At 43.6% G+C, this 23966-nt stretch carries 20 protein-coding genes and 1 riboswitch; of the genes, 7 read left to right on the top strand and 13 right to left on the bottom strand.

Translation table 11 applies throughout. From position 1 onward, the window contains the following. Window positions 1-90: 90 nt before the first annotated feature. Complete coding sequence (locus tag QQL60_RS02455; RefSeq protein ID WP_284722289.1) at window positions 91-1845, bottom strand: pyrroloquinoline quinone-dependent dehydrogenase; 1755 nt, start codon at window positions 1843-1845, stop codon at window positions 91-93. Window positions 1846-1948: 103 nt separating this feature from the next. Here QQL60_RS02455 and QQL60_RS02450 point away from each other — a divergent pair, with 103 nt between their 5' ends. Further along, window positions 1949-2335, top strand: a complete 387-nt coding sequence (locus QQL60_RS02450; RefSeq protein ID WP_007145660.1) for an acyl-CoA thioesterase — start codon at window positions 1949-1951, stop codon at window positions 2333-2335. Window positions 2336-2401: 66 nt separating this feature from the next. Here QQL60_RS02450 and QQL60_RS02445 read toward each other — a convergent pair whose 3' ends face one another. Genes QQL60_RS02445 through QQL60_RS02425 form a run of 5 tightly spaced genes read right to left on the bottom strand, consistent with a single transcriptional unit; the run spans window position 2402 to window position 8419 of the window. After that, window positions 2402-2656 (bottom strand): formate dehydrogenase subunit delta, encoded by a 255-nt coding sequence (locus QQL60_RS02445; RefSeq protein ID WP_007145661.1) that lies wholly within the window; start codon window positions 2654-2656, stop codon window positions 2402-2404. A gap of 13 nt (window positions 2657-2669) precedes the next feature. Then, on the bottom strand, window positions 2670-3500 hold the full coding sequence (gene fdhD / locus QQL60_RS02440) for a formate dehydrogenase accessory sulfurtransferase FdhD (RefSeq protein ID WP_007145662.1): 831 nt from the start codon (window positions 3498-3500) through the stop codon (window positions 2670-2672). Continuing rightward, window positions 3500-6376, bottom strand: coding sequence for a formate dehydrogenase subunit alpha (fdhF, locus tag QQL60_RS02435; protein ID WP_284451703.1), 2877 nt, complete (start codon window positions 6374-6376; stop codon window positions 3500-3502). Before fdhF ends, fdhD begins: the two co-directional genes overlap by 1 nt. A gap of 10 nt (window positions 6377-6386) precedes the next feature. Continuing rightward, window positions 6387-7928 carry a formate dehydrogenase beta subunit gene (locus QQL60_RS02430; protein ID WP_284722288.1) on the bottom strand — a complete coding sequence of 514 codons (1542 nt, stop codon included), beginning with the start codon at window positions 7926-7928 and terminating at the stop codon, window positions 6387-6389. Next, entirely contained in the window at window positions 7928-8419 is a 492-nt protein-coding gene (locus tag QQL60_RS02425; protein ID WP_007145665.1) for a formate dehydrogenase subunit gamma, read from the bottom strand. The genes QQL60_RS02430 and QQL60_RS02425 overlap by 1 nt, the downstream gene beginning before the upstream one ends. 495 nt (window positions 8420-8914) lie before the next feature. Between QQL60_RS02425 and dmeF the strand changes: the two genes are divergently transcribed. From dmeF to galU, 5 genes are all read left to right on the top strand, one after another. Further along, on the top strand, window positions 8915-9847 hold the full coding sequence (gene dmeF, locus QQL60_RS02420; RefSeq protein ID WP_284722287.1) for a CDF family Co(II)/Ni(II) efflux transporter DmeF: 933 nt from the start codon (window positions 8915-8917) through the stop codon (window positions 9845-9847). Window positions 9848-9968: 121 nt separating this feature from the next. Beyond that, window positions 9969-11741 carry an HAD-IIB family hydrolase gene (locus QQL60_RS02415; protein WP_284451706.1) on the top strand — a complete coding sequence of 591 codons (1773 nt, stop codon included), beginning with the start codon at window positions 9969-9971 and terminating at the stop codon, window positions 11739-11741. Next, window positions 11734-12957 (top strand): glycosyltransferase family protein, encoded by a 1224-nt coding sequence (locus tag QQL60_RS02410; RefSeq protein ID WP_273182141.1) that lies wholly within the window; start codon window positions 11734-11736, stop codon window positions 12955-12957. The genes QQL60_RS02415 and QQL60_RS02410 overlap by 8 nt, the downstream gene beginning before the upstream one ends. 12 nt (window positions 12958-12969) lie before the next feature. Further along, window positions 12970-14724: a sugar phosphorylase gene (locus tag QQL60_RS02405; RefSeq protein WP_284722286.1), complete on the top strand. Its 1755-nt coding sequence runs from the start codon at window positions 12970-12972 to the stop codon at window positions 14722-14724. Window positions 14725-14786: 62 nt separating this feature from the next. Further along, a complete protein-coding gene (galU, locus tag QQL60_RS02400) occupies window positions 14787-15641 on the top strand; it encodes a UTP--glucose-1-phosphate uridylyltransferase GalU (RefSeq protein ID WP_007145670.1) in 855 nt (284 codons plus the stop codon). A gap of 48 nt (window positions 15642-15689) precedes the next feature. Here galU and QQL60_RS02395 read toward each other — a convergent pair whose 3' ends face one another. After that, window positions 15690-16922 (bottom strand): DNA polymerase Y family protein, encoded by a 1233-nt coding sequence (locus tag QQL60_RS02395; protein ID WP_284722285.1) that lies wholly within the window; start codon window positions 16920-16922, stop codon window positions 15690-15692. Between the two features lie 3 nt (window positions 16923-16925). Then, entirely contained in the window at window positions 16926-17537 is a 612-nt protein-coding gene (gene lexA / locus QQL60_RS02390) for a transcriptional repressor LexA (protein WP_284722284.1), read from the bottom strand. A gap of 304 nt (window positions 17538-17841) precedes the next feature. On the opposite strand from lexA, the gene QQL60_RS02385 reads away from it, so the two are divergent. Continuing rightward, window positions 17842-19374 (top strand): SulP family inorganic anion transporter, encoded by a 1533-nt coding sequence (locus QQL60_RS02385; RefSeq protein WP_284451710.1) that lies wholly within the window; start codon window positions 17842-17844, stop codon window positions 19372-19374. Between the two features lie 473 nt (window positions 19375-19847). Here QQL60_RS02385 and QQL60_RS02380 read toward each other — a convergent pair whose 3' ends face one another. From QQL60_RS02380 to QQL60_RS02360, 5 genes are all read right to left on the bottom strand, one after another. Further along, window positions 19848-20957 (bottom strand): DNA alkylation repair protein, encoded by a 1110-nt coding sequence (locus QQL60_RS02380; protein ID WP_284722283.1) that lies wholly within the window; start codon window positions 20955-20957, stop codon window positions 19848-19850. A gap of 53 nt (window positions 20958-21010) precedes the next feature. Continuing rightward, the gene (locus QQL60_RS02375; protein ID WP_284722282.1) at window positions 21011-21394 is read right to left on the bottom strand and encodes a VPLPA-CTERM sorting domain-containing protein; all 384 of its coding nucleotides are present in this window, start codon (window positions 21392-21394) and stop codon (window positions 21011-21013) included. Between the two features lie 33 nt (window positions 21395-21427). Beyond that, complete coding sequence (locus QQL60_RS02370; RefSeq protein ID WP_284722281.1) at window positions 21428-21616, bottom strand: hypothetical protein; 189 nt, start codon at window positions 21614-21616, stop codon at window positions 21428-21430. A 17-nt stretch (window positions 21617-21633) separates the two neighbouring features. Beyond that, window positions 21634-21711: riboswitch (cyclic di-GMP riboswitch) on the bottom strand. 223 nt (window positions 21712-21934) lie between these two features. Next, window positions 21935-23269, bottom strand: a complete 1335-nt coding sequence (gene rlmD, locus QQL60_RS02365) for a 23S rRNA (uracil(1939)-C(5))-methyltransferase RlmD (protein WP_284722280.1) — start codon at window positions 23267-23269, stop codon at window positions 21935-21937. Between the two features lie 85 nt (window positions 23270-23354). Continuing rightward, on the bottom strand, window positions 23355-23963 hold the full coding sequence (locus QQL60_RS02360) for a YdbL family probable chaperone protein (RefSeq protein ID WP_007145679.1): 609 nt from the start codon (window positions 23961-23963) through the stop codon (window positions 23355-23357). Window positions 23964-23966: the final 3 nt, after the last annotated feature.

Raw genomic sequence — 23966 nt, 5'->3', positions numbered from 1 at the left:
TTTAAACTGAGGCTGAGTATGGTTAACAAATATTAAAAAAGACTTAACCGGTTTTTAATATTGCAACGTGGCGTTAACTTAAGTGAGACATTAATCCTTTAATGCCCATACTTTCATATAATCACCTGTTTTATAGCCGAATAATTTATTGCCACCACTGGCAACAGCAATATACTGCTTTCCTTCAATCTCATAACTGATTGGTGGCGCATTCACACCGGCTTCTGAGTGACCTTGCCATAACAGCTCACCTGAGGCCGCATCAAAGGCTAATAATCGACCATCCCCTTCACCTGTAAAGACAAGACCGGCAGCCGTGCTAAGCACCCCGCCTAATAATGGATTTGGGGTTTTATATTGCCAAACAATTTGGCCAGTATTGATATCGATCGCCGTTAATAGCCCATAGTGCTCAACATCATTCATGGGTGACATAGAAGAATATTTCACCCCTGACTCACCATCGCCGGTCCCCATTTGATGCAGGCGATAATTAATTGGCCAGTGAATACCCGCGATAAAAGCCAGTCCACGTTGTTGATCAACAGAAATAGGTGACCAGTTCGAGCCGCCAAGTACGCCCGGGTAGATAACGGTACCCTCTTCACTAGGCAGTTTGAACATATTCTGTTGCGGCACATAGGCTTCGCTTCGAAATAACAGTTTGCCGGTGTTACGGTTTAACACATAAAACCAGCCTGTTTTTCCCGCCTGCCCTAGTGCTTTGATCTGTTTGCCATCAATATCCACAGTGAATAATGCCGGAGGGCTGGCCACATCATATCCCCATAGATCATGGGGGACTTGCTGGAAATACCACTTTACTTTGCCACTCATGGCATCTAATGCGATGATAGAAGATGTGTAGAGATTATCACCAGGTCGTGACGAGTCTTCCATCTGTGGCGATGGATTCCCGGTACCAAAAAATAGTGTATCGGTATCCTCATCTATTGCAGGCGTACTCCAGGCTGAGCCACCGCCATAACGCCACGCATCAGGATATTCTGCTAACACCGCTTTTTCTTTTTCGATATCTCTGGGTAAGGCTTCACCACCCGGTGTAGTTGTCACGAACTGGCCTTCCCAATTGTGTTCTGGAATGGTATCGAACTGCCATAAGGGTTTTCCGGTTTCAGCATCATAGGCAGCAAGAAAGCCTCTCCGTCCATACTCACCGGCGATTCCCACCACAGCACCCAAAGGTGCATTAACGTCAGGAGAGTCGATATGTAAGCCATAACCAACACCTGTAATGCCAATAATGACCTGGCCTTTGTACACCATGGGTGCCATGTTGATACCGGCGCCTGATTTACCCGATACTTTTCCTTTAGCCTCGTCCCCCAGCGTAGCGATATCCTCCTGAATACCACTCTCACCTAGAGTGACATCTCTATCCCAGGCTAACTTGCCTGTTTGTTGATCCAAAGCAATCAACCGACCGTCTACTGTGCCCATATACACATGATAGTCATCAACAGCGACACCTCGATTCGCCGGACCACAACACATCTCACGGGATGTGATTCGCTCATGATGATAACGCCATATTTGTTGCCCCGTTTTGGCATCTAATGCCACCACATCATTAAAGGGTAAAGACAAGTACATCACCTTACCTTTGACAATAGGCGTTGCTTGAAAAGTGGCTTTAATACCGCTTTGATATTGCCACGCAGGCTGTAAGTTCTGGATGGTATCTTGATTAATTTGTGTCAGCGGTGAATGTCTTTGATGCCATTGGTTACCACCAAATACAGGCCATTGATTTTCATCAGCATTGGCCTGCACATTTAATATACTGAAAACAACGACGATACAAAGCTGTCTTAATTTCATCATCCACTCCACTTATTCTGCTTGATAAAATCACTATACATGAGAAGTCTCTGTATTTTTTGTATAACAAAGACACGATAAATCTATTTTCAGTTAAGGATTCGTAATGGAGTTACCACAAGATAAACATGCCGTTTTACGGATTATGGCCAGACCGAGTGATGTGAATATCGCTGGTGATATTTTTGGTGGTTGGTTAATGTCGCAATGTGATATTGCCGGTGGTATTTATGCCAGTCGTCTTGCCGGCGGCCGGGTTGTTACTGTCGCCGTCAATAATTTTCAGTTTATTGCGCCCGTGTTGGTGGCTGATATTGTTAGTATTTATGTCGATACGATACGGATTGGCACAACCTCTATCACTGTGAAAGTAACGGTATTAATTGAACGACGTGATGGAAAAAATGAAACGACAATGAAAGTAGCAGAAGCTGACATTGTCTATGTTCATATTGATGAAAACCGCCAACCAGCCGCTATTACACAAGAATAATATCGACACATAAAATATAAGGCCTTAAAGGCCTTATATTTGTTGCTTATGTTGAGAAGAAGAGGGTTAAACAGCTTGCTTCGTGGCAGCGGCTTCTTCCATGCCACTTTTAACTTGCTCTGCTGCTTCTTTCGCAATCGGATCCAGCTCAGCACCACCAGCATCCAGATATTCCACTAAATCTTCTTTCATCTTTCTGGCCCAGAAGCGCTTGATATGACTGGCAACACGTTCAGCTGCCTCTTTATCTTCGTAAGCGCGATTATTGGCCGCGATTTGGTTAATCATTTTGATCAAAGTTTCAACCGGACTATGACTCATTTTGTTACTTTCCTTACATTGCCCTGTGGGCTTTTTCGTGATCATATTGAGTAAACGGATCGTGATAAATGACGTGACGACCAGAACGGGCAAAGCCAACCAGCTTCAGACCCACATGCTGTGCTTGTTCAATCGCTAAAGATGTGGGGGCAGACACTGCCACAAGACAGCCAAAACCAGCGCTGGCTGTTTTCTGTACCATTTCATAGCTGGCACGACTGGTGACTAAAACAAAACCGTCATGTGGCGATAATCCGGCTTTAACATGCGCTCCGATGAGTTTATCCAGTGCATTGTGTCTGCCGACATCTTCCCTCGTTAGCACAATATTGCCCTCAAGATCACACCAAGCTGCTGCATGGGTCGCCCCTGTCAGTTGCTGAAGCTGTTGGTATTGCTTGATATTATTCAAGGCTGTCTGGATAACATCATCCGCAACTTGCACCGACTGAACGGGTTTAATCGGGCGAATAGCCTGTTTTAGTGATTCAACACCACATAAACCACAACCAGTTCGGCCAACTAAACTGCGTCGACGCTCACGTAATGCATCAAACTTTTCATCAGCAATCATCAATCGGACACTGATGCCATTACTATTCGACTGCACATGAATATGGCTAACCTGTTCGGCATTATCCACAATATCTTCAGTCAAACTAAACCCCAGAGCAAAGTCAGCTAAATCTGCCGGTGTCGCCATCATCACCGCATGAGAAATCGTGTTGTAAACCAGTGCAACAGGTATTTCAACAGCAATGTCGTCATGCTGATATTGGGTAGCCGATTCATTGTGATGAACGGCTACCTCAACATCAACTGTCGTTTTATCAACGCTTGTCATTACTCAGCTTCTACCTCTGAGTGAGCCGTGTCTGCTGCCCCTTTCAGTAGTTTCATCTGCAACGCTTCAAATGATTTGAAGTTTTGCTGCCACTCTGAAGGTTGGCTGACTCGTTCAACCTGAACGGCTGTCACTTTATACTCAGGACAGTTGGTCGCCCAGTCAGAGTTATCAGTCGTAATAACGTTGGCACCGCTACCAGGATGATGGAATGTGGTGTAAACCACGCCCGGCAGGACTTTATCGGTAATGCGAGCACGCAATACCGTTTGTCCGGCTCGACTGGTAATACCTAACCAGTCATTCTCTTTAATACCCCGTACTTCAGCATCAGATGGATGAATATCCAATACGTCCTCATTATGCCAGGCCTGATTCTCAGTACGACGTGTTTGAGCACCGACGTTGTATTGAGACAGGATACGTCCGGTTGTGAGTAATAATGGGAAACGACTATTAGTACGTTCATCCGTCGCCACGTATTCAGTGACACTGAAACGACCCTTACCAATCGGGAAATCATCCACATGCATGGTAGGCATACCCACTGGATTTTCATCATTACATGGCCATTGAATACTGCCCAGCTCGTCAAGACGATCATAGTTAACACCGGTAAAGGTAGGTGTCAGCGAGGCAATTTCATCCATAATTTCTGATGGATGGTTGTAATGCATGGGATAACCAAGGGCATTCGACAAGTCCACTGTGATTTCCCAGTCTTCCTTACCTGCTATTGGTGGCATCACTTTACGTACGCGGTTGATACGGCGTTCCGCATTAGTGAATGTACCGTTCTTCTCAAGGAACGAAGACCCAGGTAATAACACGTGTGCAAATTTGGCTGTTTCATTCAGGAACAGATCCTGAACAATCAAACATTCTAATGAACGCAGTGCTTTTTCCACATGTTGTGTGCCTGGATCTGACTGAGCAATATCCTCACCCTGAACATATAAGGCTTTAAATTCACCAGCAATCGCTGAATCAAACATATTCGGGATACGCAGACCTGGCTCATTATCCAGTTTCACACCCCAGACTGATTCAAAGTGTGCACGCGCAGTATCATCTGAAACGTGTTGATAGCCTGGCAATTCATGTGGGAATGAACCCATATCACATGAACCCTGAACATTATTCTGTCCACGAAGTGGGTTCACGCCCACACCTTCGCGACCGATATTACCCGTTGCCATCGCCAGGTTAGCAATACCCATGACCATGGTTGACCCCTGACTGTGTTCGGTCACACCCAGACCATAGTAGATAGCACCGTTCTTCGCTGTCGCATAAGTTCTGGCCGCTTGACGCACTTTGTCTGCTGCGACACCTGTTGTGGCTTCAACGGCTTCTGGTGAATGACGTTCATCACGAATGAACTCACGCCATTTTTCATAACTTTCCATATCACAGCGTTTTTCCACAAAGGCCCTGTCTTCCAGGCCTTCTGTCACCACAACGTGTGCAATAGCATTAACCAGCGCCACATTAGAACCTGGGCGTAAAGCTAAATGCTGTGCTTTTTTCAAATGCGGAGTTTTCAACAGATCAATATGACGTGGATCGGCCACAATCAAGTCGGCTCCTTCACGCAGACGACGACGCATCATTGAACCAAATACCGGATGCGCATCCGTTGGGTTAGCACCGATAACCATGATGACATCAGATTTCATTACAGAATCGAAGTTCTGCGTACCCGCTGATTCACCCATGGTCACTTTCAGACCATAACCCGTTGGTGAGTGACAAACGCGTGCACAGGTATCTGTGTTGTTATTACCAAATGCCGCACGGACTAATTTTTGAACCAAATAACTTTCTTCGTTAGTACAGCGTGATGAAGTGATACCACCGACACTTTCACGACCGTATTTAGCTTGAATACCTTTCAGGCGTGTTGCTGCAAAATTAATCGCCTCTTCCCAGCTAACTTCTTGCCAAGGATCGGTAATCGACTCACGAATCATCGGTGCTTTGATACGATCTTTATGCGTGGCATAACCAAAGGCAAAACGACCTTTCACACAAGAATGACCGTGGTTTGCGTCGCCGCCTTTATAAGGCACCATACGCACCACTTTGTCGCCTTTCATTTCAGCTTTAAATGAGCAACCTACACCACAATAGGCACATGTGGTGACAACACTGTGCTCAGGTTGGCCCATTTCAATGATGCTTTTTTCCATCAGTGTAGATGTTGGGCACGCTTGCACACACGCACCACAAGACACACACTCTGAATCCATAAAGTCTTCATTTTGACCAGCAGCGACTTTGGAATCAAAACCACGTCCATCTATCGTCAGAGCAAAGGTTCCCTGCACTTCTTCACAGGCACGTACACAACGAGAGCAGACAATACATTTGCTTGGATCAAAACTGAAATATGGGTTGGAATTATCTTTTTCACTATCCAGATGGTTTTCACCTTGATATCCATAACGTACTTCACGCAGGCCCACATCACCAGCCATATCCTGCAACTCACAGTTACCATTGGCAGGACAGGTCAGACAATCCAGTGGGTGATCTGAAATGTAAAGCTCCATCACATTTCTGCGTAATTTCGCTAACTTGCTGTTTTGCGTGGTGACTTTCATGCCTTCATCAACAGTTGTTGTACATGAAGCCGGATAGCCACGTCGTCCTTCAATCTGTACAGCACATAAACGACAAGAACCAAAGGATTCCAGATTGTCGGTTGCACATAATTTTGGAATATTGATATTCGCTAACGATGCAGCACGCATTACTGACGTGCCTTCAGGCACTGTGATTTCCACACCGTCAATTTCTACAGTCACTAACTTCTCAGATACACGAGCTGGCGTACCGTAGTCTTTATTTGGATTAAATGTTTCAATTCTCATGTCGTCACTCCTAGCGCGTTGCGCTGAGTTCTTCTGGGAAATATTTCATAACGCTCTGGACAGGGAATGGCGTCATGCCACCCATCGCACAAAGCGAGCCGTCTATCATGGTTTCGCATAAGTCTTCGAGTAAGACCCAGTTCGCATTGGCATTTTCACCGTTGCGAATGCGATCAATGACCTCAACACCCCGTGTGGAGCCAATTCGGCATGGCGTACATTTGCCACAAGACTCGACTTTACAAAATTCCATTGAGAAACGGGCCTGCTGTCCCATATCCACGGTTTCGTCAAACATAACGACCCCGCCATGGCCTAATACGGCGCCAACAGCAGCGAACTCTTCATAGTCAATGAGGGTATCCCATTGGCTTGCGGGTAGATAAGCACCCAGCGGACCACCTACTTGTACAGCTTTCAGAGGTTTACCCGTCAACGTGCCGCCACCAAAGTCTTCCATTAACTCTCGTAAACTAATACCAAAAGCTAACTCGACTAAGCCACCTTGTTTTACATTACCCGCCAATTGCAAAGGTAATGTGCCGCGCGAACGCCCCATGCCATAGTCAGCATACGACTGACCGCCTTTATCCAGGATATAAGGCACAGCAGCAAACGAAAGCACGTTATTGACAACCGTCGGTTGCCCGAATAAGCCGACAATGGCTGGTAACGGTGGCTTGGCTCTGACTAGACCACGCTTTCCTTCCAGACTATCTAACAGAGACGTTTCTTCACCGCAGATATAAGCACCTGCACCGAGACGCACTTCTAAATCAAAGTGTTTACCCGACCCCAGAATATTTTCACCCAGATATCCGGCTTTATAGGCACGTTCAATTGCTTCATTCAGAAGTTTATGGGCGACAGGATATTCAGAACGGAGATAGATATAACCTTGTGTTGCATGAACGGCCAATCCAGCGATAGTCATGCCTTCTATCAGCATAAATGGATCGCATTCCATCACCAGGCGATCGGCAAAGGTACCGGAGTCACCTTCATCAGCATTACAGACAATATATTTTTGTTCTGCTGGGGTATCTAAAACGGTTTGCCACTTAATCCCTGTTGGGAAGGCGGCACCACCACGACCACGCAGGCCTGAGGTTTTGACTTCATCGACAATATTTTGGGGTTGCATTGCAATGGCATTTTTCAGACCGTTAAAACCATCCAAAGCAATATAGTCTTCAATTGAAACAGGATCAGTAATGCCAGAACGGGCAAATGTCAGCCTTTGTTGTTTTTTAAGGTATGGATGCTCTTCAACCAGACCAATGCAACTTTCGTGTTGTTGATTACCATCCAGCAAGCCAGCATCAAATAACGCCGGTACTTGCTGAGCACTCACAGCCCCATAACCTACTCGACCATGTGCCGTCTCGACTTCAACAAGTGGTTCAAGCCAAAGCATGCCACGGCTACCGTTACGGACAATAGTAGCATCCAGGCCACGTTGTTCAATTTCTTGCTGAACCGCTTCTGCTAGTTGATCTGCTCCCAAAGAAAGTGCGGTTGTATCGCAGGGAATATAGATACGCTGACTCATTAGCCGACCTCCTTCATATCTTGCTGATGGGATGCCACTAATTCATCGAAACGATCCAGACTTACCCGGCCATGGATATCGTCATCAATCCTAATAGAAGGGCCAGTAGCGCAGTTACCCAGACAGTAAACGGGTTCTAGTGAAAACTGTCTGTTCGCGGTGGTTTGATGATAATCAATGCCGAGTGCTTGTTTTGCATGTGCTTCTAACGATCGGCAACCGACAGCCTGACAGGCTTCTGCACGACATATTTCAATCGTGTGTTTTCCCGGCGGCGTGGTTCTGAAATGATGATAGAAACTGATTACTCCGTGAACTTCTGCTCGCGTTTGCAACAAAGACTCAGCAATCTGTGCAACCGCTTTTTCAGGGATGTAGCCAATTTCGTTCTGAATTGCATGCAAGATGGGCAACATCGCGCCAGGCTTATGTTTTAATCCATCTATAATTAATTGAATAGACTGCTCAGTCCATTCTTTACCAACTGTCATTATATCTCTCTCCGTTATCTGAAATATGCACAATTTGGCATATTTAATTTATTTATTTTTATTATTGACAAGACATTAGCATAGAGATTGCGCGATAAAAATATGCATTTTTAATCATATTTAAAAACTGTGAATCACTATCCATTTTTTATAAACGTATGACCATAACAAGCTCATAAAATTTCCTGCTCTGGCAGCTAGGCCGAATTAAGTGCAAAGCCATTTATATTTGCACCATCGCTGTGCATAAAATTTATTAACAACTTTCACACCCAACATAAAGCTTTGTTTTAAATGGTAAATAGAAACTGGCATAGTTACTGCTAAATATAAATTACAAACAACTTTTCAGCTGCATTTTGTTTGTATTTCTCTCTTGTCTACGTGCTGAGCCTTGGGGTGAACATAAGTTCACCCCTTTTTTTTGTGTCAAATTGTCCCATCAGTTCTGTTAGCATAGCAGTATCATTCATCGGCAATTACTCTCTGAATTCTATGCATCAGCGCACTATTGAAAACCTTCAACAAGATCATGATTTTGTCACGGTAAATCCCCATGCTGAGAAGCGTACCCGATATGTGCTTTTCCTTACTGTGATTACCATGGTTGCAGAAATTATCGCCGGTACGCTATTCGGCTCAATGGCATTGCTTGCTGATGGCTGGCATATGGCTACCCATGTCGTCGCTTTTCTGATTACTTTATTTGCTTATTCTTACGCGGCGAAAAATAAAGCAAATGCAGCCTTTGCTTTTGGTACAGGAAAAGTAAGTGTTCTGGGCGGCTTTGCCAGTGCAATTGCTCTGGGTGTGGTGGCTTTAATGATGTTGCTTGAATCTGTTGAGCGACTGGTGAATCCACATCAAATTGAATTCAGTGCCGCGATTCTTGTCGCTGTGATTGGTCTCGTTGTTAATCTGATCAGTGCCCTATTATTAAAAGATAACCATGCACACAGTCATAATCATGGACATGCTCATTCGCATCACGATCACAATCTGAAAGCCGCCTATATGCATGTATTGGCAGATGCCTTAACCTCAATTCTCGCCATCATTGCCCTTATTGGTGCGATGTATCTTGGCTGGTTATGGTTAGATGCCACAATGGGTATTATCGGCGCAGCCATTATTAGTATCTGGGCCATTGGCCTAATTCGGGAAACAAGTCCAGTCTTACTCGACGGCAGTATTGATAAAAGCTATAGCCAAGCCATCCAGAACTGTATTGAAAGTGATGCTGATAATCGTATCGTTGATTTTCATATTTGGCATGTGAGTGCTAATCATTTTGCTGCCATCATTTCCATTGTGACATCTGAGCCTAAAGCCACGCATCATTACAAGTCACTACTCACTGAATTTGATCGTCTTTCTCACATCACGATTGAAGTCAATCAATGTCACGATAAGTCATGTCACCATTAGAAATTGATTTATAACGAGTTTTTCAAAGAAAACTCGACCTTCGTTCAATATCTTAAATAGGCGGTACGAATACTGCATTAAGCTACCCATAATCAATTAAAGCCACCTGAGAGATATGGATATGCTGAATATCGACATCAGCGACTTTCTTCAAAAGCATCAATTACCTGATAGTTATCAAACGCTTGCGCGAGACTGGTATCTACCCATAATAGAAGAAATCGCTACGCACCAGAACAGTGCAAAAAGGACGATCACGATTGGTATTAATGGTGCACAAGGTTCAGGAAAAAGTACGCTAGCGCAGTTGGCTGTTTATGTCCTCACTCAGCATTATTCGCTGAGTGTTGTCTCTCTTTCATTAGATGATTTCTATTTTACACGTCAGGAAAGAACACAACTGGGTCAGGGTATCCATCCTCTTTTAGCCACACGCGGTGTGCCAGGAACACACGATATAACACTTGCCAGAAGAACCATTACTCAGCTTATTCATCAGCAATTTCCAGTGAGTATTCCGCGTTTCAATAAAGCAGAAGATGATCGCTTCCCTGTTGAATCTGCAGAAATTATTACTCATCCTGTCGATGTCATCGTGCTTGAGGGTTGGTGTTTAGGTGCAGAAGCCCAACATGAATCATCACTCATCCAGCCAGTTAATGATTTGGAAGAAACTGAAGATAAAGATCTGGCATGGCGCCGTTATGTTAATGAGCAGCTAGCACGGTTTTATCCAAAGCTGTTTGAACTGATAGATATCTGGATCATGCTCAAAGCCCCATCATTTGATTGTGTTTTTCAATGGCGGTTGGAACAGGAAAACAAATTAAAACGAAGTTTGTCAGAGTCTGATAAACAAACACAGATCATGGATGAAAAAGCGGTCGGACGCTTTATTAAATTTTATCAACGTATTACCGAAAATACCCTCAACACGCTGCCTAAGAAAGTGAACTATCTATTTGAACTCGATGAAAACCGTCAGATAACAAAATTAACCAGACCGACTCAATCCACTTTGAATACAGACTTGCCTTGCCAGTGGTTAGTCTTCACCGACATGGATGGGAGCCTACTGGATCATCATAACTACCATTTTGATGAAGCCATTCCGACCTTAACAGCACTTGAACAGAACCATATTCCTGTCATCCCCGTCACCAGCAAAACTGCTGCTGAAGTGGAATTAATCAGAGACAGCTTAGCTAATCACCACCCTTTTATTATTGAAAATGGTGCTGCAGTCTATATCCCTCAAGACTATTTTGAAAAGCAACCAGAAGGCACTGAAAAACGAGGCAAATACTGGGTGAAAAGTTTTGTCCAGCCGCGTAGCTATTGGCAATCACTCATTAATCAGCTTCGTCCCAAATATCAGAATGACTTTGTTACCTTTGCTGATGCAGGCATCGACGGCATTATTGCCATGACAGGTCTGAATGTTCATGCGGCCGCTTGTGCAGCAAGAAGAGAGTTTGGCGAACCCGTGTCCTGGCATGGCAATGGTAATCTGAAACAACAATTTATTGCTGAACTCAATGCGCTGGGAGCCAATATTCTTGAAGGCGGCCGTTTTCTTCATGTATCTGGGCAATGTGACAAGGGACGGGCCTTAAAATGGTTGACAGATATGTATCAGAACACGATGCCCGAACAAGTTATACAAACCTTAGCGATAGGCGATAGCCAAAATGACAAAGCCATGCTTGAACAGGCTGATCATGCCTTAGTCATCCGCTCACCGGTACATGGTCTACCTGATATCGACAGAACACATAATTTAACGGTGTCCACATTTTTTGGCCCTAAAGGTTGGGCTGAAGGCGTCACTCAAATCATCGATGCAAAGCTGCATTCCGATTCATTTAACTTACCCCGAGGCAATCATGGCTGATTTTCACCAGAATGGGATTATTACCACACTTCATAATCTAACCAATCGTCACCTAGCTGATTTAGAAAGTGATCTTGTACAGTTCAGCAAACAAAGACCAATGGGATTACTTCTACCCTCTCTTTTCTCAGAGCTTGAAGGCGAGGCCTTACCGCAAATAATTCAACAGCTAAAAACGGTACCCTATTTATCTGAAATTGTGATTGGCCTCGACCGCGCTGATGTCGACCAATATCGCCATGCACTGACCTTCTTTTCTGCCTTGCCACAACATCATCGTATTTTATGGAATGATGGCCCCAGGCTCACCGCAATAGATGAAGAGTTACAGTCATTAGGACTGGCACCAAAAGAAAAAGGCAAAGGTCGTAACGTGTGGTATTGCATGGGTTACATCATTGCTTCAGGCAAGACAGAATCTATTGCTCTCCATGATTGTGACATCGTGACTTACACCAGTGATTTACTGGCACGATTGATCTATCCGGTTGCTAACCCAATGTTTAACTACGAATTTTGTAAAGGCTATTACGCCCGCGTTGCGAGTGGCAAACTCAATGGTCGTGTGAATCGTTTATTAGTGACGCCACTTATCCGTGCATTAAAAATGGTGGTAGGCAACCAACCCTATCTTGAGTACATGGATAGCTTCCGCTACCCGTTAGCGGGCGAGTTCTCTTTCAGACGCGATGTATTATCCGATATTCGTATTCCCAGTGACTGGGGTCTGGAAATTGGTGTGTTATCAGAAATGCATCGTAACTATGCCAATAACAGATTGTGTCAGGTCGACGTTGCCCAAGTTTATGATCACAAACATCAGGAATTATCGCCGGATGATCAACAAGCCGGCTTATCAAAAATGTCGATTGATATTGCTAAATCCCTGTTCAGAAAATTAGCAACGAAAGGCACTGTTTTTACGCCTGAATCATTCCGTACCCTGAAAGCCACCTATTATCGAATCGCACTCGACTTTGTTGAAACCTACCACAATGATGCTGTGATGAATGGGTTGCATTTTGATATTCATCAGGAAGAAGAATCGGTGGAAATGTTCGCTAAAAATATTATGGATGCAGGGCAAATGTTCCTGGAAAATCCGATGGAAGTCCCTTTTACTCCGAGTTGGAGCCGTGTTCAGAGCGCTCTTCCAGATATTTTTGAAAGACTGTATGAAGCTGTTGAAGCTGATTATCAGGAATTTTCCGCATAAGGGACACTGAACATGACACCTAATGATGAGCAACTACAGCAATTAAAACAAACAGTTCTCCATCATCTCACCGCGATTTATGCTGATACTTCACCGGAGCTTTCACTCCCCGCTTTATGTGATGACATCATCAACATTATGCGGTTGAATCAGGATTACAAAGAAAGTGTTTCACACAGAAATAACTGGGATCAAAATGACGTTATTCTGATTACTTACGGCAACAGTGTTAAAAAGGAAGGGGAAGCACCTTTAAAAACCTTACACCGTTTCTTGGACAAAGAAGTCAGTGGCTATATCAATGGTGTGCATATTTTGCCATTTTTCCCCTACTGTTCTGATGATGGCTTTGCGGTAATGGATTATTACGAAGTCAATAAAGCGCTGGGAGACTGGGACGACATCGAAGCTATCGCCAATGATTATCGTCTCATGGCAGATCTTGTTATCAATCATGGCTCCAGCAGTGGTACGTGGTTTAAGAATTTCATTAAAGGCGATGGACCTGGCCATGACTATTTCTTTACTACATCACCTTCAGCCCCCATCAGTCAGGTTGTTCGGCCACGCACCAGCCCGTTATTACGCGAGACTGAAACACATGACGGGACTCAATATGTCTGGTGTACCTTCAGCCATACTCAAGTCGACTTCGATTTCCGTAATCCTGAAGTTCTGAAGGAATTTATTAATATCGTTCGTTTTTATCTGGATAAAGGCGTTCATATTTTCCGGCTGGATGCTGTCGCTTTTTTATGGAAAAAAATTGGCACGAACTGCCTTAATCTGCCGGAAACCCATGAAGTTGTCCGTTTGATGCGAAGCCTGATCCAGCATGCCGATCCCGATGCTGTGATCATTACTGAAACCAATATTCCTAACCGGGAAAACCTGAGTTATTTTGGTAATGCCAATGAAGCACACTGCATCTATAATTTTTCATTACCACCGTTACTGGTAAACACGCTCGTTACGGGCGATTGTTTTTATTTAAAACAATGGCTGATGAGCATGCCGCCAGCACAACATGGCACGGCCTACTTTAATTTTATTGCTTCACATGATGGTATTGGCCTAAGACCAGCTGAAGGATTACTCAGCGAAGCAGAAATTGCCTCATTAATCAGTACTATGCAGCAATTCGGCGGTCGTATTTCCTGGCGTGAAGGTGAGAATGGCGTTAAAAAACCTTATGAAATCAATATTTCATTATTTGACGCGCTGCAAGGAACGACTTCAGGCAAAGATGAGTGGAATATAGACCGTTTTATTTGCGCACATGCCATCATGTTGGCCTTAGAAGGAATTCCCGGCATTTATATTCATAGTTTACTTGCCACCAGCAATGATGTTCACAAGTTAGAACAAACCGAACAAAACCGTTCTATCAACCGCCATGAATGGGATGAAGAGGCCCTGATGGCAGAACTGAGTACACCAACATCGCAACATGCTCAGGTATCGGGTTTACTCAAAAAGCTCATTCATTTAAGAAAACAACAACGGGCTTTTCATCCTAATGCCACTCAGTTTACACTGCACCTTGGTGAAAAACTGTTCGGTTTCTGGCGACAAAGTATGGACAGAAGACAAAGCATCTTCTGCATATATAACATTACAGATACCGAACAACCACTGCGTATCGCAAACTTAAACTTAGTTGTCACGGATCGATGGTGGGACCTGATTAGCGGTGTTATTCTAGATGGTTCATCTGACGTTATTACAGTTGCGCCATACCAAGTATCATGGATTACCAACGGCTAAGGTATTGTCATCAGACTTTCATACCTATCAGCTAAGCTATATAAAAAAATAAGGAACAATGAATGCAACCAGTTAAAAAAATTCGTAAATGTCTATTCCCTGTAGCAGGTTATGGCACACGATTCCTGCCGGCGACTAAAGCCATGCCCAAAGAAATGCTTCCTGTTGTTAACAAACCCTTAATTCAATATGGTGTTGAAGAAGCCATTGAAGCAGGTATCAATCAAGTTGGGTTTATTACAGGCCGGGGCAAACGCGCCATTGCTGATCACTTCGATACCAGTTATGAATTAGAGCATCAGATTCGCGGTACTAGTAAAGAAAAGCATCTCGAAGACATCCGTGCGGTCATGGATACCTGTGACTTTATCTTCATGAGACAACGCGAAATGTTAGGTCTTGGTCACGCCATCCTGACAGGACAACCTATTATTGGTGATGAACCGTTTGCTGTTATTTTAGCTGATGACCTTTGCGCACGAACTGACGAAAACGTATCCAAACGTGCCCTAGGTCAGCTGGTTGAACTCTATGAAAAATATAACTGCAGTGTTATCGCCATTGAAGAAGTCCCCGGTGACAATATTAGTAGTTATGGTGTGATATCCGGTCGTGAAATCGAAGACGGCGTTTATGAAGTCGATGACATGGTGGAAAAACCAAAACCAGAAGATGCCCCAAGTCAGTTGGGTATTATTGGTCGTTATGTGTTAACACCAGATATTTTCGAATACATTGAAAAAACGCCGCCGGGTGCTAACGGTGAAGTCCAAATCACCGATGCCATACGCACACTAGCAAAAGAAAAACGTGTTCTGGCACTGAAATTTAAAGGTCATCGTTTCGACTGCGGTAGTATTGACGGCTTTGTTGAGGCCACCAATTATTACTACCAGCGTGATCATGTGAAAAAATAAGTCGTATTATTAAGTTTGAAAAAAAGCCGGCCCTGTTGCCGGCTTTTTTTATATGGTCTTTCGGTGACCTTTGGGTTTCCATGCCGGGGCAATCACGTTGGGCATGGTGGATTTTTGTAATAATCTGGCCGGTGCCAAAGTCAGCTCGCCATAACGATAATTCACTTTATCTACCGTCTGATTAAGATGTTCTCTTTGCAGATCGGGCTGTGCAAATAAGTCCAGTTGCTTACCTTGCCGAGGCGATAATGCTGTCACCTGTACTTGCCACACACCTTGCCCCGCCCAGTAAAAATCAACAAAGGCTTTACATAGCTGGTAAATCACTTGTCCATCATCAGTATAGACACCCGCACGTGCTTTTGTTTTAAGCCAGCCTCTCTCTGTTTTTAAGCCAATAAAAAAACACTCTGCCTGATAACAAAAACAACGCATCCTGGCTGCGACTTTTTCGGACATATGTTGTAAATAGGTCAATATAATATTTTTTTGAGCCGTTTTAGGTGGCAAAACCTTTCCATGACCGATGCTCTTAGGTGCTTTAACATTAAAATTTAAAGGTTCCGGATCCAGTCCCTGCGCCATTAGCCATATTCGCCTGCCTAAATGACCAAAGCGTTTCGCCAGTAAACTCATCGGTATTTTTTTCATATCACCACAACGCTCTACACCGTAATGTCTCAGAAAGCGGCCAATGCCTTTATTAATACCACTCAGTGCCGTCACCACTTCTGATGCCAGCACTTCAGCAGCCAAGTCTGGATGAATCACTTTTAGTCCGTCAGGTTTAGCCTTTTTGGCAGCGAATTTAGCTGTGGTTTTATCCCCACTGATCCCTATCGAACAATGTAAACCAGACACTTGCCAAACTCTTTTTTTAATCAAATATCCAATATCTGTCGCCCCCTGATATAAGCTTTGGCAACGACTTAAATCGAGAAACGCTTCATCCACACTAAACACTTCCACATCAGGGGTAATGTCGATGAGCCCTTCCATAATTCGGGTTGATAACTCAGCATAGCGATAAGGACGTGAAGGAGCATGAATGAGGCCAGGACATAACTGCCTGGCCTGTTTCAGACGCATACCGGTATGCACACCAAACGCTCTGGCTTCGTATGAACAAGTGATGATGGTGGTTCCCTGTGTACCATTAGTGACAGCAACAGGTTTCTTAAACCAGTTACGGTTATCCATTTGTTCAATTTGAGCAAAGAAACAATCCATATCAATTAAGGCGATCATCCTTGACCACGGTGCAGATGAATCAAAGGCCATTAATTAAGGGTAGGTCCGTAGCTGTCCAACCACGACACCTTGTACCCTGACTCGACTGGCTGGCAAAGTAACAGGTTCATAGTTCACATTGGCAGGCATTAATGTCACGGTACCATCGTTATTGATTAATAAGGTTTTCAAAGTCGCATCAAACCCATCCACCAATGCCACAACAATATCGCCATGACGTGCAGTCGGCTGTGATTGCACCACCACATAGTCGCCCGACATAATGGCCTTATCTATCATCGAGTCACCGTTGACCTTCAGAACAAAGCGACCTTTGCCAGTAAACATATCGCTCAAATCAATTTCGGACTCATCTGCGACAGCTTCAATTAAACGACCGGCTGCAATTTTGCCTTTGACTGGCAAAGTGACCGCTATCTGGGGAGCGGTATCAGGCTGATCCGTTAAATGCAGGCCACGTGTTCTTCCAACATGCCTTTCCAGCAGCCCGGCATCCACTAATGCCTGAATATAGCGGTGAGTGGTACCTTGAGACTTAATCCCTAAGCCTTTGGCAATCTCAGAAACTAACGGTGAACGTCCCTGTTCATCAATATAATGACGAATAAAATCCAAAGTATCTTGTTCACGTTCAGTCAGCATCATCTCTTCCTTTTAGAGAAAATATTGAGAAGAGAAAATATAGAGAATTTATTCCGTTTGAGCAAGTATTATTTTTAATAATTTCCCCAACAAAAATATGCGCTTAGCTCTTTGTTATTAAAGGAGTAAATTTAGTCAAAAACTAGACTTAACCGGGTGTTTCAGCGATAATTACTGCCTTTTCAAGCCTTTCCTCATCGAAGGCTTACCTCTCATGACTCAGTCAAAATCAAAATAAATAACGTCTAACACCTGCCATGCATGGTGTGTATGAGTCATAGCTCAGTTTGGTTTATAAAGGGATTCTATGTTTAATCTGTTACTAAAACGTCCACAGAACATAAAAAATGATGTGCTGTCCGGGCTCACTGTTGCTTTAGCCCTGGTGCCAGAAGCCGTTGCTTTTGCTTTTGTCGCAGGTGTTGAACCGTTAGTCGGATTATATGCCGCGTTTCTTGTGGGTTTAATTACAGCCGCTATCGGTGGCCGTCCAGGTATGATTTCAGGCGCGACAGGGGCTTTAGCTGTTGTCATGGTGGCGTTGGTTGCACAGCACGGTGTTGAATATTTGTTTGCTACCGTGATTTTAATGGGCGTTTTACAAATCCTGGCAGGCATATTCCGGCTGGGGAAATTTATTCGTATCGTACCATTACCGGTCATGCTCGGATTTGTAAACGGACTGGCCATGGTGATTTTCCTTGCCCAGCTCAAATCATTCAAAGTCACAGGCGAAAATGGTGAAGAACAATGGTTGTCTGGTGAGCCGCTATGGTGGATGTTAGGTCTGGTCGCTTTAACGATGGCTATCAGCTATTTCTTACCCAAACTGACCAAAGCCTTCCCCTCATCTTTAGCCGCTATTATTGTTGTCACGTTAGTGGCAATTGGTCTGCATCTTGATATTCGTAATGTAGGTGATATAGCTTCTATTGCCGGCGGCCTTCCAGAGTTCAGTATTCCGATGGTCCCCTTCAACTTGGAAACATTACTGATTATTGCCCCCTACTCCTTTATCTTAGCGTTTATTGGTTTAACAGAGTCCTTACTAACCCTCACTCTCATTGATGAAATCACAGAAACCACTGGCCGCCCCAATAAAGAATGTATTGGCCAAGGTGTGGCGAATACAGTCACAGGATTTTTTGGTGGTATGGGCGGTTGTGCGATGATTGGTCAAAGTATGATCAATATTAACTCCGGCGGCCGTGGTCGATTATCCGGTATCTCTGCCGCGCTGTTTTTGTTGTGCTTTATTCTGTTTGCATCGCCACTTATCGAAATCATTCCGATTGCGGCTTTGACAGGCGTCATGTTTATGGTGGTATTAGGTACGTTTGAATGGGCCAGTTTCCGTTTGCTTGGACGTATCCCATTACCTGATGCCATTATCGGTATTTCCGTCGCCGTTATTACCGTCTTTACTGATCTGGCTATCGCGGTAATTACTGGCATTATCATGTCGGCGCTGGTATTTGCATGGCAACACGCCAAACACATTTATCTGAAAAGTTATAAAAATGAACAAGGTTCTATCGTTCATGAATTGAACGGGCCATTATTCTTTAGCTCAGTCCGTAACTTCAATGACTTATTTGATCCGAAAAATGATGATGCTGACGACATCATTCTTGATTTCAAAAACTCGCGCGTTTACGACCATTCAGCCATTGAAGCGATTGACTCACTGGCAGAACGTTACATCAAAGCTGGAAAAACGCTGCATTTAAGACATTTAAGTGAAGAGTGTAAACAATTACTCAACAATGCAGCTGATCTGATTGAAGTGAATGTGATGGAAGATCCGCACTATCATATTGCTGATGATAAGCTGGCATAAAAGTGAAATAACTGCTATCTTAAGCCCATAATAATAAGCTAAAAATTGTATAACCTATTGAACTACGAGAAAAAAACATGTTAAAAAAAATTGATAAACTGCTGATAGAAAAATTTCCACATATTATTCTTGGCTTTACTGTTTTTTGGTTGTCACTGATTGCTTTCGGCCTATATAACAACTAAGCCGATCAGCGGTATCGTTAAAAAGCCAGTCATCGACTGGCTTTTTTTATGTCCAAATTTATTTCCATTCGACAAGTTATTCATTTTTGATCTAGGTCAATGCCTAATATCTGTGCCAGGCGAATAATAACCTCACGCTGTTTTAAAACAGCACAATATTCTCAGTGAGGAGACGATGATGGAAAAAATTGAACACTATATTCATGATAACTTTGCCGCATTAATTTGTGTGATGTCAGTTGCTTGGCTTGCCTTGGTTGCCTATGGCCTTATCATGTCTTAATGCCTTTAGGGCATAAGCAACTCAAAACTCGCCCGGGCAATACACTGGCCATTCAATAGGCACTCAACCTCGTGTATGCCCGGGTAATATTTTCTGGTCGATATCTTCTGTAAAGTATGTCGTTTTTGCATTTGGAGATATTCGCCTTCTGCTAAACGTATATTTTTCCATTTAAAGACTTTTTCTCTCGTCATTTTTCCAGCAGCCCCAACAAAACGTATCCGGTAGTCTAGTACTACATACTGCGCCTGCTTGCTTCGTAACCGAAAATCCAGCACCAGCGCCTGCCCTAATAATAATCGGCTATGGGAAAGACGAAGTAATGGCTGTTCAATATCCACCGACTGACTAAAACCTAACAGCGGATAAACATCAGCATTTCCCTGTTTCACCAAACTCCGTAAACCATGGCGAATCACCCAGTTTATGTTTTGTGAAGCTGCTTGTTTCCACTCTGAACAAATATCAATCACCATTTGAGGATGATCCTTACTAATATCATTGATGTTATTAGCAACAGAACGCCTGACATAGAGGCTGTGATCACCTTTTAACTTCTCAAGAATCGGCCATATTGGTGTTGGGTCATCACGTAAATCAGTTAATTGTGGTGCCCAAGGTAAACGTGGTCGAATGCCTTCAGAGGCTAATCGCCTGATATGTTCATTCTCATGTTCAGCCCACTGCAGCATTTGCAAATAGGTTTCTTCAAAATGCGCCAATAGAAAAAACCGAATGGCAAACTCGCCGGTAAATAATGGGGTTAATTTTTCTAATGCAGCAAAAGAAACATGGAGGTGGTCGATGCCATATAAAGCAACATAGTCAATTAATGGCCAGGCTAAATAATGTTCCCAACCAGAAAACTGTTCTTCTCTAAGGTATTCAGAAGCCTGTAACAGAATAGCTATCGCATCAACATAATCATCAGGCAGGTAAACATGCAAACTCCTAGCAAGATAGTCTGCACGTGCTTTGAGCTCCAGTTCATCCAGTTTGAGTAATGCTGTCTCAATAAAATCAGTTACAGCAAAGTCTGGCCACACTAAATCAATCAGTGAGCCTAGCTCGTGAACTGCTGCAGTATTGAGTTTATTTTTGAGTTGTTCAGCCATAAAAAAAGCCGCGATGGAATCGCGGCTTTTATCATACGGTATTCTGTCTTAGCTTAGGCAGTTTTTTTACGTCTGCGCATCGCTGTAAAGCCCATCAAACCAGAACCAAATAACCATAATGCTGCTGGAACAGGTACTTCACTTACAGGTGGGCAGTATGTACCATCCACTGTTAATTCAGCCCAGAAAACATCTTCTTTTATTTTATCAAAAATAGCTTTGAAGGTGATACCAGCAAGCACTTCGTCAAATAAGTTTGAACTTAGTTGAAATACATCAACGCCACCATCTAATTTACCAACGTATGTCAGGTATGGGAAATAATTATCTAATGTCCATAAACCATCAGAGAACCATGAACCGTTGGCATTTGATTTAACTGATAAAGTAGCCGAAGTAATTTCTAAAGTAGGCTCATTGATGGCTTCAAAGCTCATATACGCCTCTGAAGAGTCCCAGAAAGTTCCCCATTAATCATGATCTTCGTTAGTTACTTTAGCGTTTAATGTCGTTGAATAAGCTTGAGGGTTATCACATGTTGAACCATCATTACCACAACCTCCATGATGATGCCCACCATGATAAAACGTTGCTGAAGCAACACTTGAAAAACCTAGCAACATAGCAGCTACTAACATAGCCGATTTGTAAAATTTCATAGAATTATCCTTATTTACTATGCAACCCGGCCATCTTTAAAAAAGATCCGTGGCTTTCCGTCACATGGCTCACACCAAGGTTGGCTTAACTGTTCAATATGCAATCACTACCTGCAGAATACATATTAGTGATTCGTCATTAGCTGAACAATTGTACTTTGGTACTAAAACGTAAAATTAATCAGCCATCTACAGACTTTTTTATCAAATACCACCCTTAATATTTGATAAAAACATGGGAATAACTCCCAGTGCGATGCATTGTATTACCTTAGTTTTGATCAGGACAATTGTACCTTGGTACTAGTTATAAAATTTTTAACGTTTTTTTGTAAAAACGGCTATCGACTCAACGTGTGTTGTGTGAGGAAACATATCCATAATGCCTGCTGATTCCATAATATAGCCATGCTGATTCACCAGCTCACCCGCATCACGTGCCAATGTCGCCGGATTACAAGACACATACACCAGGCGCTCAGCACCTAATGCAGCGAGTTGATGTAAAACTTCAAACGCCCCACTTCTGGGCGGATCGAGCAGAATTTTATTAAAGCCTTTTTCCGCCCAATGATAATCTTTGAGCTCGGTTTGTGTCAGATCGGCCAGTTCAAACTCAGCATTCTTTAAGCCATTTAGCTGTGCATTATTTTTAGCGTGCTGTACCAGAGCCGCATCACCTTCGACACCAACCACTTCATTAACACGTCTAGCCAACGGTAAAGTGAAATTACCTAAGCCACAAAATAGGTCAAGAATGCGATCATCAGCTTGTACGTCCAGTAAGTTCATGGCTCGCTGGATCATTTTTTCATTAATACCGGCATTCACCTGAGTAAAATCGCTCGGATCAAACTGTAAGTTCAACCCTGCTTCCGGCGCATAACTGAGCTGAGCTGACTCAGGCCATAATAAGGACACGGTATCCGGACCACCCGGTTGCTGATAAATCCATAAATTATTGCTTTGACCAAAGCTAATCAGTGCATTTTTATCCGTCTCAGATAATGCATCAAGATTGCGAAAAACTAACGCCACATGCTCATCATCCATCGCCACTTCAATCTGAGCGATACGATTATAGGCTTCAAGCCCAGCAATTAATGACGCTAAATCCGTTAAACGATGACCCACTCGAGGATCTAAGACCTCACATTGCTCTAGCATGGCAATATAAGGTGAAGACTTTTCTCTGAAACCGACCAGAACCTGTTCTTTTTTCGCGACATACTTCACGCCTAAACGTGCTTTACGACGATATCCCCATAATGGACCTGTTAAAGGTTCTAACCACTGTTCAGGGCTTAAGTTACCAAAGTGAGTGAAGTGTTCAGCCAATGTGGCTTGTTTATGAGCCAACTGTGCTTCAGGTGACATATGCATCAAACTGCAGCCACCACAAATACTAAAATGCTGACATTTTGCTGCTACGCGATCATCAGCGCCAGACAGCACCTCTACCGTACGTGCCTCATCATATTTTTTAAGAACCCGGCTATATTGAAAGTTCACTTTTTCTCCGGCTAAGGCGCCATCCACAAAAACGGTTTTACCTTCAATTCGAGCGATGCCTCTACCATCGTGTGATAACGACTCAATCTCTGCTGTAACGGGTTCTTGCGGTATTCTTTGTCTGCGGCTACGTCTTGCCATCTTTTATCTCTTATCTCTGAAAAATAAAAAGTCCAGTGACGCTTTCACGCCACTGGACGTCATTATTATAATCAATCTGCTGTATTTATTTTTGTTTCCAGCTACCACCCTGCTGATACCACCAGCCTTTTGCTGCATTACTAATCCAGCGCTGTGCGAAGGTTTGTTGGATATCATCCTGCCATTCCGGATGACCGTTTGCTCTGGCGATTTCAGCATAGAGCGCTTTACGATCATTATTTTCGGCGGCAATCAGACTATTTAACTGGTTACGGTCTTTTAACGGTACAGACTTGGCATCACGTAGAGTAATAAAACCATCATCAGTTAACCCTATCGCACCACTATTATAGAAAGGCTTCAAACTTTCATGGCGTGTTTTCATATTCGACTGTAATGCATTGATAGCAGGTGAATTGATATTAATATCCGCACCTGCCGCTTCAGCCTGCGGTACCATCCAGTTCAACACAGACATAGCCAGTGGCAGCCTGGAGTCTGATGTTGACGATTGTTTATCCTGCTTGTCAGGTTCAGCCGTATCTGCAGGTTGTGTTTCTGGGCCCCACACATCTTCAATAATTCTGTCTGCTGCTTTTTCAGCCGCTGCCGCTGGGAAATAGATATTAATGGTGACACATGAAACCAACATTAATCCCGACACCGTGCCCGTTAACCACTTCATTAAATGCATAAA

The organism is Methylophaga thalassica (assembly GCF_030159795.1).
GTDB lineage: Bacteria > Pseudomonadota > Gammaproteobacteria > Nitrosococcales > Methylophagaceae > Methylophaga > Methylophaga thalassica.
Note: the sequence above shows the minus strand (reverse complement) of the source record. Positions and strands in the feature narration are given on the sequence as shown.

Coding starts and splice junctions, on each gene's coding strand:
- QQL60_RS02370 (WP_284722281.1), bottom strand. CDS start 21,616: ATGAAATTTTACAAATCGGCTATGTTAGTAGCTGCTATGTTGCTAGGT.
- QQL60_RS02385 (WP_284451710.1), top strand. CDS start 17,842: ATGTTTAATCTGTTACTAAAACGTCCACAGAACATAAAAAATGATGTG.
- rlmD (WP_284722280.1), bottom strand. CDS start 23,269: ATGGCAAGACGTAGCCGCAGACAAAGAATACCGCAAGAACCCGTTACA.
- QQL60_RS02360 (WP_007145679.1), bottom strand. CDS start 23,963: ATGCATTTAATGAAGTGGTTAACGGGCACGGTGTCGGGATTAATGTTG.
- QQL60_RS02395 (WP_284722285.1), bottom strand. CDS start 16,922: ATGGCCTTTGATTCATCTGCACCGTGGTCAAGGATGATCGCCTTAATT.
- QQL60_RS02455 (WP_284722289.1), bottom strand. CDS start 1,845: ATGATGAAATTAAGACAGCTTTGTATCGTCGTTGTTTTCAGTATATTA.
- fdhF (WP_284451703.1), bottom strand. CDS start 6,376: ATGAGAATTGAAACATTTAATCCAAATAAAGACTACGGTACGCCAGCT.
- QQL60_RS02380 (WP_284722283.1), bottom strand. CDS start 20,957: ATGGCTGAACAACTCAAAAATAAACTCAATACTGCAGCAGTTCACGAG.
- QQL60_RS02415 (WP_284451706.1), top strand. CDS start 9,969: ATGCTGAATATCGACATCAGCGACTTTCTTCAAAAGCATCAATTACCT.
- QQL60_RS02375 (WP_284722282.1), bottom strand. CDS start 21,394: ATGAGCTTTGAAGCCATCAATGAGCCTACTTTAGAAATTACTTCGGCT.
- galU (WP_007145670.1), top strand. CDS start 14,787: ATGCAACCAGTTAAAAAAATTCGTAAATGTCTATTCCCTGTAGCAGGT.
- fdhD (WP_007145662.1), bottom strand. CDS start 3,500: ATGACAAGCGTTGATAAAACGACAGTTGATGTTGAGGTAGCCGTTCAT.
- QQL60_RS02425 (WP_007145665.1), bottom strand. CDS start 8,419: ATGACAGTTGGTAAAGAATGGACTGAGCAGTCTATTCAATTAATTATA.
- QQL60_RS02430 (WP_284722288.1), bottom strand. CDS start 7,928: ATGAGTCAGCGTATCTATATTCCCTGCGATACAACCGCACTTTCTTTG.
- QQL60_RS02445 (WP_007145661.1), bottom strand. CDS start 2,656: ATGAGTCATAGTCCGGTTGAAACTTTGATCAAAATGATTAACCAAATC.
- QQL60_RS02410 (WP_273182141.1), top strand. CDS start 11,734: ATGGCTGATTTTCACCAGAATGGGATTATTACCACACTTCATAATCTA.
- QQL60_RS02450 (WP_007145660.1), top strand. CDS start 1,949: ATGGAGTTACCACAAGATAAACATGCCGTTTTACGGATTATGGCCAGA.
- lexA (WP_284722284.1), bottom strand. CDS start 17,537: ATGATGCTGACTGAACGTGAACAAGATACTTTGGATTTTATTCGTCAT.
- dmeF (WP_284722287.1), top strand. CDS start 8,915: ATGCATCAGCGCACTATTGAAAACCTTCAACAAGATCATGATTTTGTC.
- QQL60_RS02405 (WP_284722286.1), top strand. CDS start 12,970: ATGACACCTAATGATGAGCAACTACAGCAATTAAAACAAACAGTTCTC.